This window comes from Bacteroidia bacterium (genome assembly GCA_033391075.1).
In the GTDB taxonomy this organism is placed as follows: Bacteria; Bacteroidota; Bacteroidia; order J057; family J057; genus JAWPMV01.
Genome location: JAWPMV010000001.1, coordinates 6,682,540 through 6,697,619 on the forward strand (window position 1 = coordinate 6,682,540; position 15,080 = coordinate 6,697,619).

Genomic DNA, 15,080 nt, shown 5'->3' on the forward strand with positions numbered 1-15,080 from the left:
GTTTCCATACAATATAACTTTTTTTGGGGGGAAATTTCTACCGTGCCTTTTTTAGATTTTTCCAAAAAATGGTTAATAAATAGCCCATTAATTGATTTTTCTAATACATGCAGAACTGGAGGACCAGAAAGTAAAGAAACATTTGAAGGCTTAGCCTCATCTAGTATGTGCTATTTTTAGCTTTCAAAAAGTAAGCATGAGTAATTCCAATTTTTGAATTAAACTAAAGAACCATCTTATCCTAAATTCATGAATCCAGCCTCCATTATCCAGCAACAAGTAGAAGCCTATAACCAGCGAGATATCGACGCCTTTGTCGCTTGCCATCATCCGCAGGTAGAACTATACACTTTCTCCGAAGCCAGGCCATTTGCGACAGGCAGAGAAAAAGTACGAGAGATTTACGGCGATGTCTTTGAGCATTCTCCCAATCTGCATACAGAAGTCATGCAAAGAATAGTCATCGGAAATCGGGTGATTGACTACGAAACAGTTCGGGGAAGAAAAGGAATCGAGGAAATCTTATTTGTGGCGATCTATGAAGTGGAAGAGGATATGATTCGGAAGGCACATTTTATAAGGGGGTAGGGGGAGAATTTGTAAGCAAAATTTCCTGATTGAAATATATTCATAAGAAACACCTGAAAGCAAAAATCCCTGCAAGCTAGGCTTACAGGGATTTTGTTTGTGGTGCGGGCCAGAATCGAACTGGCGACACCAGGATTTTCAGTCCTGTGCTCTACCAACTGAGCTACCGCACCGACCGCTCTAGTTTAGAGTGCTGCAAATGTAGCATAATTGAATGTTTATCTCCAAAAATTTTTGATAAAAATTTTGGGGAGGTGTTCATGTGTTCTCGTATTCTGCTGTTCTTGGGAGGAAATAAACTTGAACACAAGAATAGATGAACACCAGAACACCCTCGGTTCCATAAATTAAACCCGTTTATTTGAGGCACTTCAAACAAGCCTTAGATTTGATTTGTTATGCTTGCATACTATTTATTGTAATGGATTAGTCGCTTTATTCTTGCAAAAGCAGAATATCGCCCATATTTTGAAGGAATATATATCAACCCATGATACAGAGCATCCTTTTTCTACTACTTCTGATTGCCGGTTTCGGCTTCTTTGGATACCAGCTTAAATCAATCATACAAAATATTAAACTCGGCAGGCCCGAAGATCGCAGCGACCGCCCCGGCGAACGTTGGAAGAATATGATATTGGTTGCCTTTGGCCAGCAGAAGATGTTCAAAAGACCCATCCCGGCGCTTTTGCACCTGGCCATATATGTGGCTTTTATCATCACACAGATCGAACTAGTAGAGATCATCGTGGATGGGATCAGTGGCAGCCATCGGATTTTCAGGCCTCTATTGGGAGGATTCTATACCTTCACCATCAGTTTCATTGAGATTCTTTCGGTACTCGCATTTGTAGCGACCCTGGCATTTTTGATCAGAAGAAATTTGCTCAAGCTGCCTCGCTTTCACATGGATGAAATGACGGGCTGGCCTAAACTGGACGGGAACATCATTTTGTACCTGGAAATCATGTTGATCATTTTCATCTTCATGATGAATGGGGGAGATGAGGCCTTGTATAATATGGCGAAAACCCATACGGTAGGAGCTGCAGGAGAAGCGGGTTCATTTGGATTTTCGATTAGCAAAATATTAGGACCTGCTTTGTTTGGGGGAATGAGTGAAGCAAGCCTGCATATCATCGAACGTATTGGATGGTGGGGTCATATCCTTGTGGTATTTACTTTCCTCAATTACCTACCGATTTCCAAGCACTTCCATATCATGCTGGCTTTCCCCAATACCTATTTTGCCAGATTGGAGCCCGCTGGAGAATTGACTTCTCCCCAAAATATTCAGGAAGAAATAAAAGCCATATTCGATCCCAGCTATCAACCCGCAGAAGATCCCAATGCCCCCAATCGTTTTGGAGCCAAGGATGTGACGGACCTGAGTTGGAAGAGTTTGCTCGATGCCTATACCTGTACGGAGTGCGGAAGGTGTTCCTCTGTTTGCCCTGCCAATCTGACTGGGAAGAAACTTTCTCCCAGAAAGGTCATGATGGATACACGAGACAGAATGCAGGAAATCCAGCAATTCAAACTGAAGCCGGATGATACAGGCATGATGGTTCCCGGAAATGGGGTAGAAGGGGCAGAAGAGGCTGCAAAAAACACCTTATTGGGAGAAAAGTACATTACAGAAGAAGAACTACGGGCTTGTACAACCTGCAATGCCTGTGTAGAAGCTTGTCCTGTAATGATCAATCCGGTAGATATTATTGTAGAACTTCGCCGCTACCTCGTCATGGAAGAATCTTCTATGCCGGAAGAGTGGGCATCGATGTCAAACAATATAGAGAATAATGGAGCTCCCTGGGCTTTTCCTGCAGCGGACAGATTTAATTGGGCAAATGAGGAGTAGGCGTAGGACATAAATTTTGACTATTGACAAAAAAAATATGCAAGTACCTGTAATGGCCGACATGGCCGCTCAAGAAAAAAAACCTGAATATCTCTTTTGGGTAGGTTGTGCCGGTTCCTATGACGCACGCTACCAAAGGGTAAGTCGGGCTTTTGTCAAAATCCTCAATCATGTAGGTGTTGACTATGCTGTTCTGGGACCGGAAGAAACCTGTAATGGTGATCCGGCCAAACGTGCAGGTAATGAGTTCTTGTTCCAAATGCAGGCCATACAGAATATTGAAACGATGAATATGTACGAGGTGAAAAAAATCATCACGGCCTGTCCACATTGTTTCAACACCCTCAAAAATGAATATCCTGCTCTGGGAGGAAATTATGAGGTTATTCACCATTCTACTTTCCTTCAGGAATTGATCGATGCCGGTAAGGTAAACCTCAAAGGCGGAGGTTCATTCAAAGGAAAGAAGATCACCTTCCATGACTCTTGCTACTTAGGTCGCGCAAATGGCATTTATGAAGCTCCCCGAAAGGTCCTCGAAGCCCTGGATGCCGACCTGGCAGAAATGAAGCGTTGTCGTACCAAAGGCCTCTGTTGTGGAGCAGGTGGTGCGCAAATGTTCAAGGAAGCCGAAAATGGAAAGAAAGAAATCAATGTTGAGCGCGCAGAAGAAGCCCTCGAAACCGGAGCCAAAATCATTGCCGCTGGTTGTCCTTTCTGCATGACGATGATGACAGATGGCGTAAAACACTTTGAGAAAGAAGAGGAAGTACAGGTTCTGGATTTGGCGGAGATGGTAGCGGAAGACTTGGAATAAGCCGAAGGCTTATGGAAGTTTTATAGTTTTGTAGTGTTATAGTGCGGTTGTTGTATATCACTTTAACTACAACACTAAAACACTACAACACCTCCTCTATTGCACCGCAACTAAGAGCGGCACCTGCGTCCTGAAAATAAAATTCCTCGCCAGAGATCCATTTATCCAATGCTTATAACTAGCCTTGCGAGGAAGGAGCAAGGAGATCAAATCAGCTTTATACATATTGGAAAACTCCCGGATACCATTGAGTACGTTTCGATGGATCAGGGTATAAAAGAATATTCTATTGCTGGGATCTTCCTGTAGGCGAAAAATGCGCTCAAGCTTAGCACCTTTGATCTTGCCGTGTACATCATCCTCTGTCTTTACGTAGACGCAGGAAACATGGGCATCGGCCTCCATAGCCAATTGTTCAACCTTACAGGGAACTCGGGTATCTTCTTCCTGGAAACTGGTTCCGTAAACCAGATGATTGATGGGTTTCCATTCGGCATCGGGCGGAATGATCAGAATAGGGCAGGGGGCCTTTGATAGAATAGCTGTAGCCGTATTCCCCAGCATTTTCTTTTTGAAGCTCTGTGTATTTCCTGAACCCATGATGATGAGATCCACCTCAGAATAATCCGCATATTCCGAAATGGCGTCTTCGGCTTTTCCAGCTTTTAGAACTGGATGAATAGATACGACCTCATTTAAATCTGCACGAAGGTGTTTGAGGTATTTAAGGAAATGCTTCTGAGCCGTAAACTCTCCTTCTCGCTCCAGAGAATTATGAATTTCATCGGGAATGAGTTTTGATTTTCCCCGACCCAATTTATAGGCATGTATAAAAGAAAGTGTCGCTCCGATCTGAGCTGCCAATTGTATAGCATATCTTCCGGCGTGATCAGAACCCTCCGAGAAGTCCGTAGCAATAAGTAGTTTCATTTGGTAGATCGAAAGCTTTGACGGATGTACGAATCTACAAAATAATAATGAGGATGAATAGTCAAAGATTTATATAAAAACGCAAGCTCGCCTATACAGAATTGTACGTTTCTGTACATGTTTTCCAAAAATATTAGCAATGGCATTAGCATTGCTAATCATCTTCCCAAAACAAATATCCACCCAATCCTCTTATTATCAAACAATTATGCACAATTTTGCATTTCTGGCATCCTCTTTGATAATTTTGTTTGCATAAATACTAAATTAATTAGTACATTTGTAATAAGCATTATTTTTATTCGCATGAATTGGACCTTCAATCTTTGATGGCATGAGTACTTATGGACAAAAGCCCGCTATGAGAGGGCAGAGGCGCTACCTCGTTTTATCTTTACCTTCCTTTCTTTCCGGTAGAAATACCAAATATCTTTGGATCGTTCTCCTGGTATTTGGGAGCAATTATCTCACACACAAAATGTGGAACGATGGGAGCAGTATACAGACTGATATTATAGGAGCCACCTCAAATGAATTGTATCTGACGGAGAAAGCGGGTATGTATATACAGGATACCAAAAGCTTTACCCGAAGAGTAGAAGAAATCGCAGGCATGCTGGATGTACCCGCAGAATGGCTAATGACAGTCATGTATGCCGAATCCCGATTTGACGCAGGAGTAGCCAACTTTAAAGGGAGCGGAGCTGTAGGCCTGATCCAGTTTATGCCAGCTACTGCCTCTGACATGGGGATATCCGTAGACCGCTTAAAACACATGACTCCCGTTCAACAAATGGAGTATGTATTTATTTATCTACAAAGAAATAGAGAGCGCTATGGTGAATATGATAGCCTGACAGATCTTTATCTATCTATATTATACCCCAAAGCCAGAAAGCAAGATTACTGCTACACCCTTTATGCCAAACCTTCCAGGGCCTATAAACAAAACTCCGGACTGGACGAGGACAATGACGGCAGAGTTAATATTTCTGATATAGACAAGCATTTGAAACGTTTACACCCTACCGCATATATGATAGAGAAATACTCAAGTGAAGAAGGATAAAAAAGTGTTCTGGTGTTCAAGTGTTCTCGGTTTCTGGCAAATAATAGCTATAACACCAGAACACTTGAACACGAGAACACCTCCCCCTATGTTAAAAACATAGCAATATTAAATCGAAAGTTCGAAATATTTTTCTCACCTTTGTAGAGCATTAAGCACATTCCATCCCTCATTAGCTCAAAATTTTATATTCCGTGACTTCGTAGTAAGGCTTTACGTCTAAATAGCATTAAAGCAAGAAACGATGATCGAAAACTACGACTTTCTACTATCGGCGGGCTAAATTGTCCATAGACGCAAATTTTATTCTTTATGCATATACTTCGGATATCCGGATAAATATGTAGCTAAAAATAAATTTTTGTAAATCATCCAAACCACACTCGATATGGCCTGATTGTTGTCTTTTAAAGATTATTCATTCTTGTACAAGATTCAATGGGGAATTTTAAAATCAAAGCTTAATGAACTCAGTTTTAGATGCGGTAATTGTTCTATTTTGGTCTACCTTTTTCTTAGCTACTGTCCTAGGGGTTATTAATGAATATCGAAAGCACGAAGAAAACTACAGCGAGGAGCAAAGCCTCGATGATGATGATCCCGTTTTTCTTATGCAGGGACAAATGGAAAAGTAGCTATCCCTATTCAATAGCTAATCTCTTCAATTATAAATCTCTCTTATCGATTAGAGTTTACCATCGTTTTCTACGTACCATTTCAATGCAATGTGAATCACCTCTTTAAGATTGAGTTGTTTCAATTTTGCAATTTCCTTGGCACGATCAAGGACATTGGTGGGTATGCTGGTACTCAGACGAGTTTCGAACTCCTTATTTAATGTTGAGGTATTTTTCTTTTTCTGAGTCCAGGAAGGATTATTAGGAATGATATCATCGAAGGCATTGTTTTCCAGGGCATCTTCTATAGATTCCAGAAAGCTTTTCCTTCGCTTTTTTGTGTCTGCTGTTTTCGAAGAAGTAAATGCGCTTTTCTTTTCTGACTTTTCATCTTGCAAAGCTTTGAGAAAGTTCTTCCTCTTCGCGGGCTTCTGACCCTTACGCATAGGAATCACGTCTTGAAGCATATCATCTTCAAATACATCTCCCAAAGTTTCCAAGAATTTCTTTGCCATCTATTAAGTTTCTTTTTAAAGAGCTACTTCTACTTGTAATCTGTGAAGGACTTCCTCAGCCAGGCTGGTATAATCTATCGCTCCATTGCAATCAGGGTCATATTCAAAAATATGCTGCCCCAAACTCTGCGATTCTGCCAAGGCTACATTTCCCCTGATCTTGGTTTTGAACACTACCTCATCATATTGCTGAGTGGCATGCTCAAGGATATCTCTATGTAATACTTTACGGTGATCAAATTGGGTAGTTACGATTCCCAATAATTCCAGCTCGCTATTCATGCGGGTTTTAACGGTCCGCAAGATCTTGATAAAGTCTGTCATCCCCTGCAGAGCCAGAAACTCCGGCTGTAAGGCGATCAGTACTACATCGCTCGCTGTAAGAGCTGAAATGGTCAGAGCCCCCAGAGATGGCGGACAATCTATCAGAATAAAATCGAAGTCATCCTTAATGGATGAAAGACTTTCCTGAAGGATAAACTCTTTCCCAACTTCCGTATTCTTTTCAAAGCCGGCCAAATGAACGGAAGCCGGAACGATGAACATATCAGAAATAGGTAGAATCATTTTTCTGATATCCTCACCAAATGCCAAAACCTGGTAAATGGTCCGGTCCTGTTTCTTTAGACCTACGGAGAAAGTCGCATTTGCCTGGGGATCCAAATCCAGGATCAACACACGAGCGCCGGTACGGGCCAGTGCTGCTGCCAGGTTAACGGTTGTGGTTGTTTTCCCTACGCCGCCTTTATGATTAGCAATTGAGATTACACTCATAGAAGTTTTTTTGCAAATCCTGTTTGATCAAAATTAGCCAATCGCTAAGAGAATAAAAAATCTGGAGACTGGAATTTCCGAAAGCATTTTATTTAATTTTTTTAGGACCAATGCTTCAACTGATTTTTTTCAAAAATCTGACTATCAGGAATATATATAGCTTCACATAGTTCATTGCTTTAAATTATTTTTTTTCTCCTTCTTATGCGTGAATTCTCAAATTTCGATCCATTTTATGATACTTGCCTTCTTTTTTGACGAAAGCTGAAATCCCCCTGATAAGATTTGATTATATATGCAAAAGCTATTATCCTTCCTCTATTTTATAACTGAATACCCTTTGAAAATAACCATTGAATCATAAAGGCTGGAAAGATAGAAGGGAGAGACCTAGATTTATGAGAACATTCCGTTTGGGTATAAACAGATCTTTCTTATTTCATGAACCATACTGTAATTGATCACTCTCATACAGAGTGGGATTTCTACTTTTGTACAGTAGAAGACAAGCCAGCATCTATTATGCTGGATCTTGCTCTCATAGATCAAGCACCGATAATAGGAAAAATAGATTTTATTCAGGTTGCTGTAGATCTAAACAGTCCAAATGAACACGGCCTTACTATGCCAGGTGAAGCAGAGGTACTATATGTTATGGAGGACAGACTCGCAGAACATATGTCCGAATCACTTGGAGGCATGTATGCCGCTCGCAACACAACCAATGGACAAAGAATTTTTTACTTCTATTGCAATTCTTCTATCGGGCACGAAGCCATCATAGAAGAAGTAATGGAGAGCTTTGGAGATTATACATATAAGATTAAAGCGCATCTCGATACAGAGTGGGCCTTTTATCTCCAATTTATCTATCCGTCCCGGCTAGAGTATCAGTCTATCCTCAATCGTAGAGTTTTGGATAAGATTGGACAGCATGGGGATCCTATGACTGAAGCCAGAAATGTAGATCACTATGTTCACTTTGAGTCTGAACAGGATAGAGAGGAATTCATTCAGGAAGTAAAGCCGGAAAACTTTCGCATTATGAAAAAAGGATTTGATCCGCTGCGAAATGGACTTCCCTATTCTTTGATCATTAGTAGATTGGAGCAAATGGAGACTGCTACCATTGATGAAGCCGTATTCTACCTCATACAGGCAGCAGAAGCCAGTCAGGGAGAATATGACGGCTGGGAAACCGGTGTGATCCTCGAATAAGTGTTTATTTGAAGATCCTGTAAGCCAACCAGGCTGAGATCAGGACAGAAAGTCCGATCAAGATAAAAAGGTAGGTACCCAAGGCAGGTAATTCAAGGGATAAAGCCGAGAAAGAAGCTTTCATCACTTGATTCAAGCCAAGGACAATGCTCACCGCCACGATTAACAAGGATACAAGATTCAAGCCCGTAGAATTTCTAAATTCTGCGGGCATTAATTTTTTATCATTTACCACCAGCAGAAGAAAGGCTGCAACAAAAGGTAGGAGTAATCCATTGAGTGCCTGCGCCAGAATGATAATCGGAATAGGTTTTACTCCCATTACCCCAAATGCCATACCGCTCACTAATACGATGCCCCAGACTCCTATATAAGATCGGGATTTCTCTCCCCATTCATTTCCCTCTTTGGCAAAGATACTTTGTGCGGTAACAGCTGCCGCGAGAGGAGCCGTTACAGAAGAAGTAAATCCGGCAGCGAAAAGTCCAATTCCAAATAAAACGGCGGCCCAGTTTCCAAGACCACTTTGCATAGCCTCAGCCATACCTGCAAAGCTAAAAGGCGCCTGCATAGTGCTCCCCACTAATAAAATGGCCATGGAAATCAATCCTCCCAGAATAATCGCAATCCCAAGCCCCCATCTCATTTCACGTATGTCCTGATTTTTACTCATGCCTGAGCCTAAAAAAAGGTTGTAAGGCACAATGGTAGTACCAATCAATCCAATGACGAGAATGCCCGATCCTTCGGGGAAAGTCGGGATCAGACTGCTTCCCAGTGCATTTCCCCAACTTACCTCCGAACTCAGCGCAACCACAATAAAAGCAAATCCCATGGTAGCGACCACCATTCCCAAAATGCGAGAAATACGCTGGATATTTGCCAGAAGTAGGACACCCGCTGCAAGCAAGGCAATTACAATGGTAAAGATGAGTTGCCAGTTCATGGCCCCACTTTCCCCAAATAATAAGATAGCCCCCGAAACAGAACCCAGGATATTGCCGGCCTGATAAGCAATTCCCCCTGAAATGATCGCAACGGCCATTGCTACCGGAATGAAATGTCCATGCCCATATCGTTTTACCAGGGCTTGTCCAAGATTTAATCCGGAAGCAAGGGGAATTCTGGCAGCTGCTTCCTGTAAAAGAAAGCAGGCAAAAGTGGAAAAGGTCAAAGCCCATAAAAGGCTAAGTCCGTATTCTGCACCTGAAGAGGCTGCAGTTGTAACGGTACCGGGTCCAATGAATGCGGCCGAGATTACCGACCAAAAGATGATACGACTGAGTTTTATTTTCGCCACCATGGTTTTTTCTGAGGCTTAGGAGTAGTAGCTTGAAAGTTCTTCTTGACAAATAAGTCATTTACGAAGTACATATCCACTGCTCCGGCATTTTTTACCTCAATTTTTCCTCTTGGGGTAGTGCTGGCAACTTTTTCGATCAGTTGCTTGGTTCGAGCGGAGATGTTGATTTTGCCGGGTTCTCCACTGGATTCCATTCGACTCGCCATATTTACCGCATCCCCCCAGATGTCATAGGCAAATTTGTGTTGACCAATCACTCCGGCTACGACCGGTCCTGAATTGATCCCTATGCGAAGTTCCCAGGGAGTCTCTCCTTTGCGAAGCTTTTCGGTCCTCCACTTCTTCATGAAAGCCTGCATCTCTAAGGCTACCCCAACTGCATCCAGGGCATGGTCCTTACTAGGATTGGGTACCCCTGCCGCAGCCATATAAGCATCCCCGATGGTTTTGATTTTTTCCAGTCCGTATTTCCGGGTGATATGATCAAAGGTTTCAAAAGCATAATCCAGATCTGCTACCAGTTTATCCGGTGAAAGGCTGGCTGCTATTTTGGTAAAGCCCTTGAAGTCGGTAAATAATATGCTGACTTCCTGATACTTCTGTGGTTTGGCTTTCCCTGCTACCATGATTTCTTTAACAATGGGTTCAGGCAGCACATCGTATAATAAGCTTTCGGATTTTAGTTTCTCTTTTTCTATGGCTTTGGCATGTTTCCTTCTGGAGCGAATCCTGCCAAACATAAATAGCACAGTCAGCAAGAATACAATCCCGCCTCCAAGTCCTAAGAGTTGATAACGTTCTTCCTCTCTTTTCTGGCGTTCCAATTGAGCTTCCTGTTCGGCTTCGATTTTATTTTTCTCAGCCTCAATCATGGCATTCTTAAGCTCTAGCTTGTCCAGCTCCTGTGCCTTCAATTCAATCTCCGCAATCTTTGCATCTCGCTCCATTTCTGCCAACTGCTTCTCAGTTACCAAAGTCTCAGCAAATTCTTCTTGTTCTTCTATTTTTTGCTGAGCATTTTCGATTTCCTGTTGGGCTATTTTAACTTCATTTTCTGCTTCTTCTTTTTCCAGGCGAGTTTCCAAAACAGCCATGCTTGCCGTTTTGATACGATCTGCATTTCGAGAAAGGGTACTCATGCCCAACTTATTTGCCTGTTCTATGCTTTTATCCAATGCCCCAACCGCTGTCGCATGATCTCCCATTTTATTTTGCAATTGGCCAACCTGAAACATCCCCCATGCATATTCATGTCGATTTTTACTTTCGATGGAATAGCGCACACCCGTTTGATAGGACTTCAGGGCAGCCTGATCTTTCCCACTTTGTTCTTCACAGTGTCCGATCAGTCGGTAGTCTTTGGCTATACTGCTTTTATAGGAGGCTTTTTTAGGGATGAGCTGCTTTTTGAGGCTCACGGCTTTATTGAGATTATCCAGGGCTTTGACACAATTCTTTTTGTTGATGTATAAAAGCCCCATATAACTATGGCTTTGAACCACCCCTTCTTTGCTTCTTCTTTTTTGAGAAAGATCCAGAGCTCCCTGCGCAAATTCGAGTGCCGCATCAGGATTTTGGGAGGATACTTTCCGGGCAGCATCCAGGTACATTTTCACCTTATTGAAATCATCAGGAGCTGCAGCTAATTCATTGCGAAGCTCTTCAAGGCTTTGTGCCTGAAGGTTTATACTGATGACTGCAAGGAAGAAAAGGGAACCAAAAAGGGATCTGAAATTCATGTGGAAAGGCTGTCTTTCGAATGAAACAAATTTACGCATCAAAGCCAGAACAAGGAATCATTTCTGTTTAAAGGAGCAATAATTTTGTCTGGTACAAAATATTTTTAGGGGGAGAAGAATCGTAGCTGAACAAAAATGCGAAAGAAAGAAGTAAAAACCTATTATCTTTAGGCGCCGAATTTCTTTCGAGGAAGCCATATGGAGTTTAGTAAAATTAAAGAGAACCTTCAGCTCTCCTCTCTTTTCTCAAAGTTGACAGAAGAAGAACTAGAACGTGTGGCTCAAAGAGCCAAGTTCCGTCAATTTTTTGCAGGAGACGTGATTGTGTGGCAGGGTCAACCCAGTACGACACTTTTCATCGTTGTAAATGGGATCGTAGCAGTGAAACAGGTATCCTCTGACCGGGAACGCCTATTGGCATATCTGATGCCTGGAACCACCTTTGGAGAGGTAGGGATATTGGAGAATGCTCCTCGTTCGGCTACTGTTGATGCCCTAAGTGAAGTAGATGTTTTGGTCATTCAGAGAAAAGATTTTCTGGATATCATGAACAGTCATCCCAGTGTTGCCATAGAACTTGCCAGAATCCTGGGTCGTTATCTGGTCGATTCCAATAGACGCCATAGTAAGGCTTTTAAGGAAAGTAAACTGATCCTGGTTTTTCATCCGGAAGACAAGAACAATGGTAGTACCAGTTTTTCTGCTTTGCTGGCAGAAGAAATGGCCCATACCCTGCATACCCCTACAGCTCTCTTTGAATATCCCAATCCCTGGCGTATTCTCAGAGGATATGATCTGGGGAAAGGCAGCAGTGTATACCACCATCATGAAGGTTACGATATTCTTTTTCCGACCGGAGAAAGATATCTACCCGTAAACACTCGGGTTACCTTGATGCTCGACAATATTCGAAGCAATTATGATAATATTGTCATTCACGTTCGAAACCATGTGGATGAAGGTGTAGGTATCATGGTCGAACAGGCGGACCAGATCGTTGTGATGGTTTCTCCTACTGATAAAGGGATCAAAAATGGAGAAAGGATCATGAAGCAACTTAAAGGGAAAATCAAGCCCAATGAGACTTCGGTTATTACGATCTCCAATCACGGTCGACCTGAATTTAAAGAGCTTGAACCCATTGCCTGGGCAGACTATACCCTTCCTTTTGAAGAAGCCTTCCCAAGATTCCAACTTCCCAATCGAGTAGTCGAAGAAGTCCCTGAATCATTTTCCAGTTTACTATCAAATTGTATAGAAAGACTGGAGCGAACCAATAGCATAGGGATATTTATTCCAACTACTCTGGATGCAGATCAGGAAGCTGACACTTCAAAATATATGGATCAGGCTATGAATTTTATGGCCGAAAGGTTTGGAGGGGCCACCTGCAAAACAGCCAATGGTGTATGGCACAGTGAGAAATTGGGATTGATTGGAGAAGTCGTGTACATCGTCCATTCCTATATCACACAGGCGGATATGAATAGCCATCTGGATGAAGTAGTAGATTATATCAAAATCCTCAAGAAAGAACTCCGCCAGGAGGCTATGGCTCTTGAGGTAAATCAGAAACTGACTTTGATTTAAGATGTGTAAACGTACTGGAGTCTTGGCTTGTTGGAGTTGTATCCAAAAATTTACACCAGCACGCCAGCACCCCAACACGTTTATGGAAAATTCTATATATTATGGTGTAGGACTATTAAAACGAAACAGCCCATGGGAGACCTCAATGTAAAATCTGTACGCACGCAGGAAGAACAGCAAAAATTCGTAAGGTATTTACTTCAAGATACACATGCATTAGAGCGCATGCTGAAAGAGGAATGGTTTGAAGACGATATCACACGAATAGGGGCCGAACAGGAGATGTGCCTTGTGGATAGATTTTGGAAACCCATGCACATAAATCTTCAGGCCCTAAAGACCATAGATAATGATCTTTTCACTTCCGAATTAGCCAACTTCAATTTGGAAGCCAATATGATGCCGCTGGAGTTTACAGGAAGTAGTATTTCTGATATGCATGCTTCTCTGAAAAAAACCCTGGATACGGCTCAGGAAAAGGTAGAGGCTTTAGGGGCAACCATCTTGCTTTCAGGGATTTTGCCCACTATACGTAAAGCAGATGTTGAGATAGAAAATATTACTCCTTTGGATCGCTATCGTGCGTTGATGGATGGTTTAAAAGAACTAAGAGGGGAAGCTTTTGAGTTGCGAATAGAAGGGATAGATGAACTTAATCTGAAACAGGATACAGCTATGTTGGAGGCTTGTAATACCAGCTTCCAGGTCCACCTGCAGGTCGCGCCCAATGATTTCGTTCGCAAATACAATTACGCACAGGCTCTGGCAGCTCCTGTCATGGCAATTTCTGTGAATTCTCCCCTTTTGTTTGGAAGAAGATTGTGGAAAGAAACGCGAATCGCTTTGTTCCAGCAATCCATAGATATCCGCACCCTGACAGAACACTTTAGAGACAGAAGCCCACGGGTAACTTTCGGAAGCGACTGGCTGAAAAATTCCATTATGGAAATTTATCAGGAAGACCTTGCACGATTTCAGGTCTTGCTTTCCACAGACGTAGACGAAGATGTTTTTGAGAAACTTAATAAGGGAATCACCCCCAAACTTCGTGCACTCAATATCCACAACTCAACGGTTTATCGCTGGAACCGGCCTTGTTATGGTATTTCCCCCAATGGCAAGCCTCATTTGCGAATTGAGAATCGCATCCTTCCAGCTGGTCCAAGCCTTCCCGATACCATGGCAAATGCCACTTTCTGGTTGGGATTGATGAATGGAATGGAAGAGACCTATCCGGATATTTCCCAGGAGCTAGACTTTGCCGATGTGAAAGCCAATTTCTTCAAGGCTGCCCGTTTTGGAATGGATACGCAATTCTGTTGGACAAAGGGGCGGAAGATTTCGCCTGCTCAACTCATATTAGAAGAGCTTTTGCCTATTGCAAAAGCAGGCCTTGAGAAAGCCAAAATTTCACCCAAAGATATCGAGTACTATCTGGGCATCATCGAAGCCCGCTGTAAGTCCGGAATGACAGGTTCCCACTGGATCCTTACCTCATTCTCTAATCTTCGCAAAGAGGGAGTAACCCGGGATGAAACCATTTCTGCCATTACCGCATCCATTTATCGTCAACAACATCAAGGCAAACCTGTCCATGAATGGGAGTTGGCCAAATCTGACGATACCGATTACGAACCTACAGCACTCCTTGTAGAAGAATTTATGAGTACCGATCTCATTACGGTCAAAGAAGATGATCTCATCGATTTTGCTGCCAGTTTGATGGACTGGCGAAAAATCAGGCATGTTCCTGTAGAAGATAAAAAAGGTAAGCTTGTAGGAGTATTGACTATGCGGAGGTTGCTACGGTCTTATTTGGAAAGAAATCATGAGAATAAATCGGAAGATGTACCGACCGTAAAATCTGTCATGTTCAAAAATCCCAAAGGAATATCTCCAGAAGATAGCATTCACAAAGCCATGGAGATTATGCAGGATCATCAGATCGGTTGTTTACCTGTTCTTAAAAATGATACCCTTGTGGGCATGATCACCGAGACTGATTTCCTAACGATTACTGGAAATCTGATTCGAAGATTGGCGAGGAAGCTGAACTAGT

The 15,080-nt window shown here is 42.4% G+C and carries 13 protein-coding genes and 1 tRNA gene; 8 read left to right on the forward strand and 6 right to left on the reverse strand.

Annotated features, from left to right (window positions below):
* Positions 1-249 precede the first annotated feature (249 nt).
* Positions 250-588, forward strand: a complete 339-nt coding sequence (locus R8P61_26750; protein MDW3650704.1) for a nuclear transport factor 2 family protein — start codon at positions 250-252, stop codon at positions 586-588.
* A gap of 100 nt (positions 589-688) precedes the next feature.
* On the opposite strand, the gene R8P61_26755 is transcribed toward R8P61_26750, so the two are convergent.
* Positions 689-761 (reverse strand) — tRNA-Phe (locus R8P61_26755).
* A 317-nt stretch (positions 762-1,078) separates the two neighbouring features.
* Here R8P61_26755 and R8P61_26760 point away from each other — a divergent pair.
* Both R8P61_26760 and R8P61_26765 read left to right on the forward strand, forming a co-directional pair.
* Positions 1,079-2,449, forward strand: a complete 1,371-nt coding sequence (locus R8P61_26760; GenBank protein MDW3650705.1) for a (Fe-S)-binding protein — start codon at positions 1,079-1,081, stop codon at positions 2,447-2,449.
* A 37-nt stretch (positions 2,450-2,486) separates the two neighbouring features.
* The gene (locus R8P61_26765) at positions 2,487-3,266 is read left to right on the forward strand and encodes a (Fe-S)-binding protein (protein MDW3650706.1); all 780 of its coding nucleotides are present in this window, start codon (positions 2,487-2,489) and stop codon (positions 3,264-3,266) included.
* A 96-nt stretch (positions 3,267-3,362) separates the two neighbouring features.
* On the opposite strand, the gene R8P61_26770 is transcribed toward R8P61_26765, so the two are convergent.
* Entirely contained in the window at positions 3,363-4,196 is an 834-nt protein-coding gene (locus R8P61_26770) for a universal stress protein (GenBank protein ID MDW3650707.1), read from the reverse strand.
* A gap of 334 nt (positions 4,197-4,530) precedes the next feature.
* Between R8P61_26770 and R8P61_26775 the strand changes: the two genes are divergently transcribed.
* Positions 4,531-5,265 carry a lytic transglycosylase domain-containing protein gene (locus R8P61_26775; protein MDW3650708.1) on the forward strand — a complete coding sequence of 245 codons (735 nt, stop codon included), beginning with the start codon at positions 4,531-4,533 and terminating at the stop codon, positions 5,263-5,265.
* A gap of 464 nt (positions 5,266-5,729) precedes the next feature.
* On the forward strand, positions 5,730-5,900 hold the full coding sequence (locus R8P61_26780) for a hypothetical protein (protein MDW3650709.1): 171 nt from the start codon (positions 5,730-5,732) through the stop codon (positions 5,898-5,900).
* Positions 5,901-5,950: 50 nt separating this feature from the next.
* On the opposite strand, the gene R8P61_26785 is transcribed toward R8P61_26780, so the two are convergent.
* Both R8P61_26785 and R8P61_26790 read right to left on the reverse strand, forming a co-directional pair.
* Positions 5,951-6,397: a hypothetical protein gene (locus R8P61_26785; GenBank protein MDW3650710.1), complete on the reverse strand. Its 447-nt coding sequence runs from the start codon at positions 6,395-6,397 to the stop codon at positions 5,951-5,953.
* 15 nt (positions 6,398-6,412) lie between these two features.
* The gene (locus R8P61_26790; protein MDW3650711.1) at positions 6,413-7,171 is read right to left on the reverse strand and encodes a ParA family protein; all 759 of its coding nucleotides are present in this window, start codon (positions 7,169-7,171) and stop codon (positions 6,413-6,415) included.
* A 441-nt stretch (positions 7,172-7,612) separates the two neighbouring features.
* On the opposite strand from R8P61_26790, the gene R8P61_26795 reads away from it, so the two are divergent.
* A complete protein-coding gene (locus tag R8P61_26795) occupies positions 7,613-8,389 on the forward strand; it encodes a DUF695 domain-containing protein (protein ID MDW3650712.1) in 777 nt (258 codons plus the stop codon).
* A gap of 4 nt (positions 8,390-8,393) precedes the next feature.
* On the opposite strand, the gene R8P61_26800 is transcribed toward R8P61_26795, so the two are convergent.
* A complete protein-coding gene (locus R8P61_26800; GenBank protein ID MDW3650713.1) occupies positions 8,394-9,692 on the reverse strand; it encodes a divalent metal cation transporter in 1,299 nt (432 codons plus the stop codon).
* Positions 9,677-11,431, reverse strand: coding sequence for an adenylate/guanylate cyclase domain-containing protein (locus R8P61_26805; protein MDW3650714.1), 1,755 nt, complete (start codon positions 11,429-11,431; stop codon positions 9,677-9,679). The genes R8P61_26800 and R8P61_26805 overlap by 16 nt, the downstream gene beginning before the upstream one ends.
* A gap of 198 nt (positions 11,432-11,629) precedes the next feature.
* On the opposite strand from R8P61_26805, the gene R8P61_26810 reads away from it, so the two are divergent.
* The gene (locus tag R8P61_26810) at positions 11,630-13,021 is read left to right on the forward strand and encodes a cyclic nucleotide-binding domain-containing protein (protein ID MDW3650715.1); all 1,392 of its coding nucleotides are present in this window, start codon (positions 11,630-11,632) and stop codon (positions 13,019-13,021) included.
* A gap of 132 nt (positions 13,022-13,153) precedes the next feature.
* A complete protein-coding gene (locus R8P61_26815; protein ID MDW3650716.1) occupies positions 13,154-15,079 on the forward strand; it encodes a glutamate-cysteine ligase family protein in 1,926 nt (641 codons plus the stop codon).
* Position 15,080 lies beyond the last annotated feature (1 nt).

What these genes read in the sequence shown, in the direction of transcription:
- R8P61_26760 (MDW3650705.1), top strand. Translation starts at nt 1,079, where the DNA reads ATGATACAGAGCATCCTTTTTCTACTACTTCTGATTGCCGGTTTCGGC.
- R8P61_26750 (MDW3650704.1), top strand. Translation starts at nt 250, where the DNA reads ATGAATCCAGCCTCCATTATCCAGCAACAAGTAGAAGCCTATAACCAG.
- R8P61_26815 (MDW3650716.1), top strand. Translation starts at nt 13,154, where the DNA reads ATGGGAGACCTCAATGTAAAATCTGTACGCACGCAGGAAGAACAGCAA.
- R8P61_26770 (MDW3650707.1), bottom strand. Translation starts at nt 4,196, where the DNA reads ATGAAACTACTTATTGCTACGGACTTCTCGGAGGGTTCTGATCACGCC.
- R8P61_26795 (MDW3650712.1), top strand. Translation starts at nt 7,613, where the DNA reads ATGAACCATACTGTAATTGATCACTCTCATACAGAGTGGGATTTCTAC.
- R8P61_26785 (MDW3650710.1), bottom strand. Translation starts at nt 6,397, where the DNA reads ATGGCAAAGAAATTCTTGGAAACTTTGGGAGATGTATTTGAAGATGAT.
- R8P61_26805 (MDW3650714.1), bottom strand. Translation starts at nt 11,431, where the DNA reads ATGAATTTCAGATCCCTTTTTGGTTCCCTTTTCTTCCTTGCAGTCATC.
- R8P61_26810 (MDW3650715.1), top strand. Translation starts at nt 11,630, where the DNA reads ATGGAGTTTAGTAAAATTAAAGAGAACCTTCAGCTCTCCTCTCTTTTC.
- R8P61_26775 (MDW3650708.1), top strand. Translation starts at nt 4,531, where the DNA reads ATGAGTACTTATGGACAAAAGCCCGCTATGAGAGGGCAGAGGCGCTAC.
- R8P61_26800 (MDW3650713.1), bottom strand. Translation starts at nt 9,692, where the DNA reads ATGGTGGCGAAAATAAAACTCAGTCGTATCATCTTTTGGTCGGTAATC.
- R8P61_26765 (MDW3650706.1), top strand. Translation starts at nt 2,487, where the DNA reads ATGCAAGTACCTGTAATGGCCGACATGGCCGCTCAAGAAAAAAAACCT.
- R8P61_26780 (MDW3650709.1), top strand. Translation starts at nt 5,730, where the DNA reads ATGAACTCAGTTTTAGATGCGGTAATTGTTCTATTTTGGTCTACCTTT.
- R8P61_26790 (MDW3650711.1), bottom strand. Translation starts at nt 7,171, where the DNA reads ATGAGTGTAATCTCAATTGCTAATCATAAAGGCGGCGTAGGGAAAACA.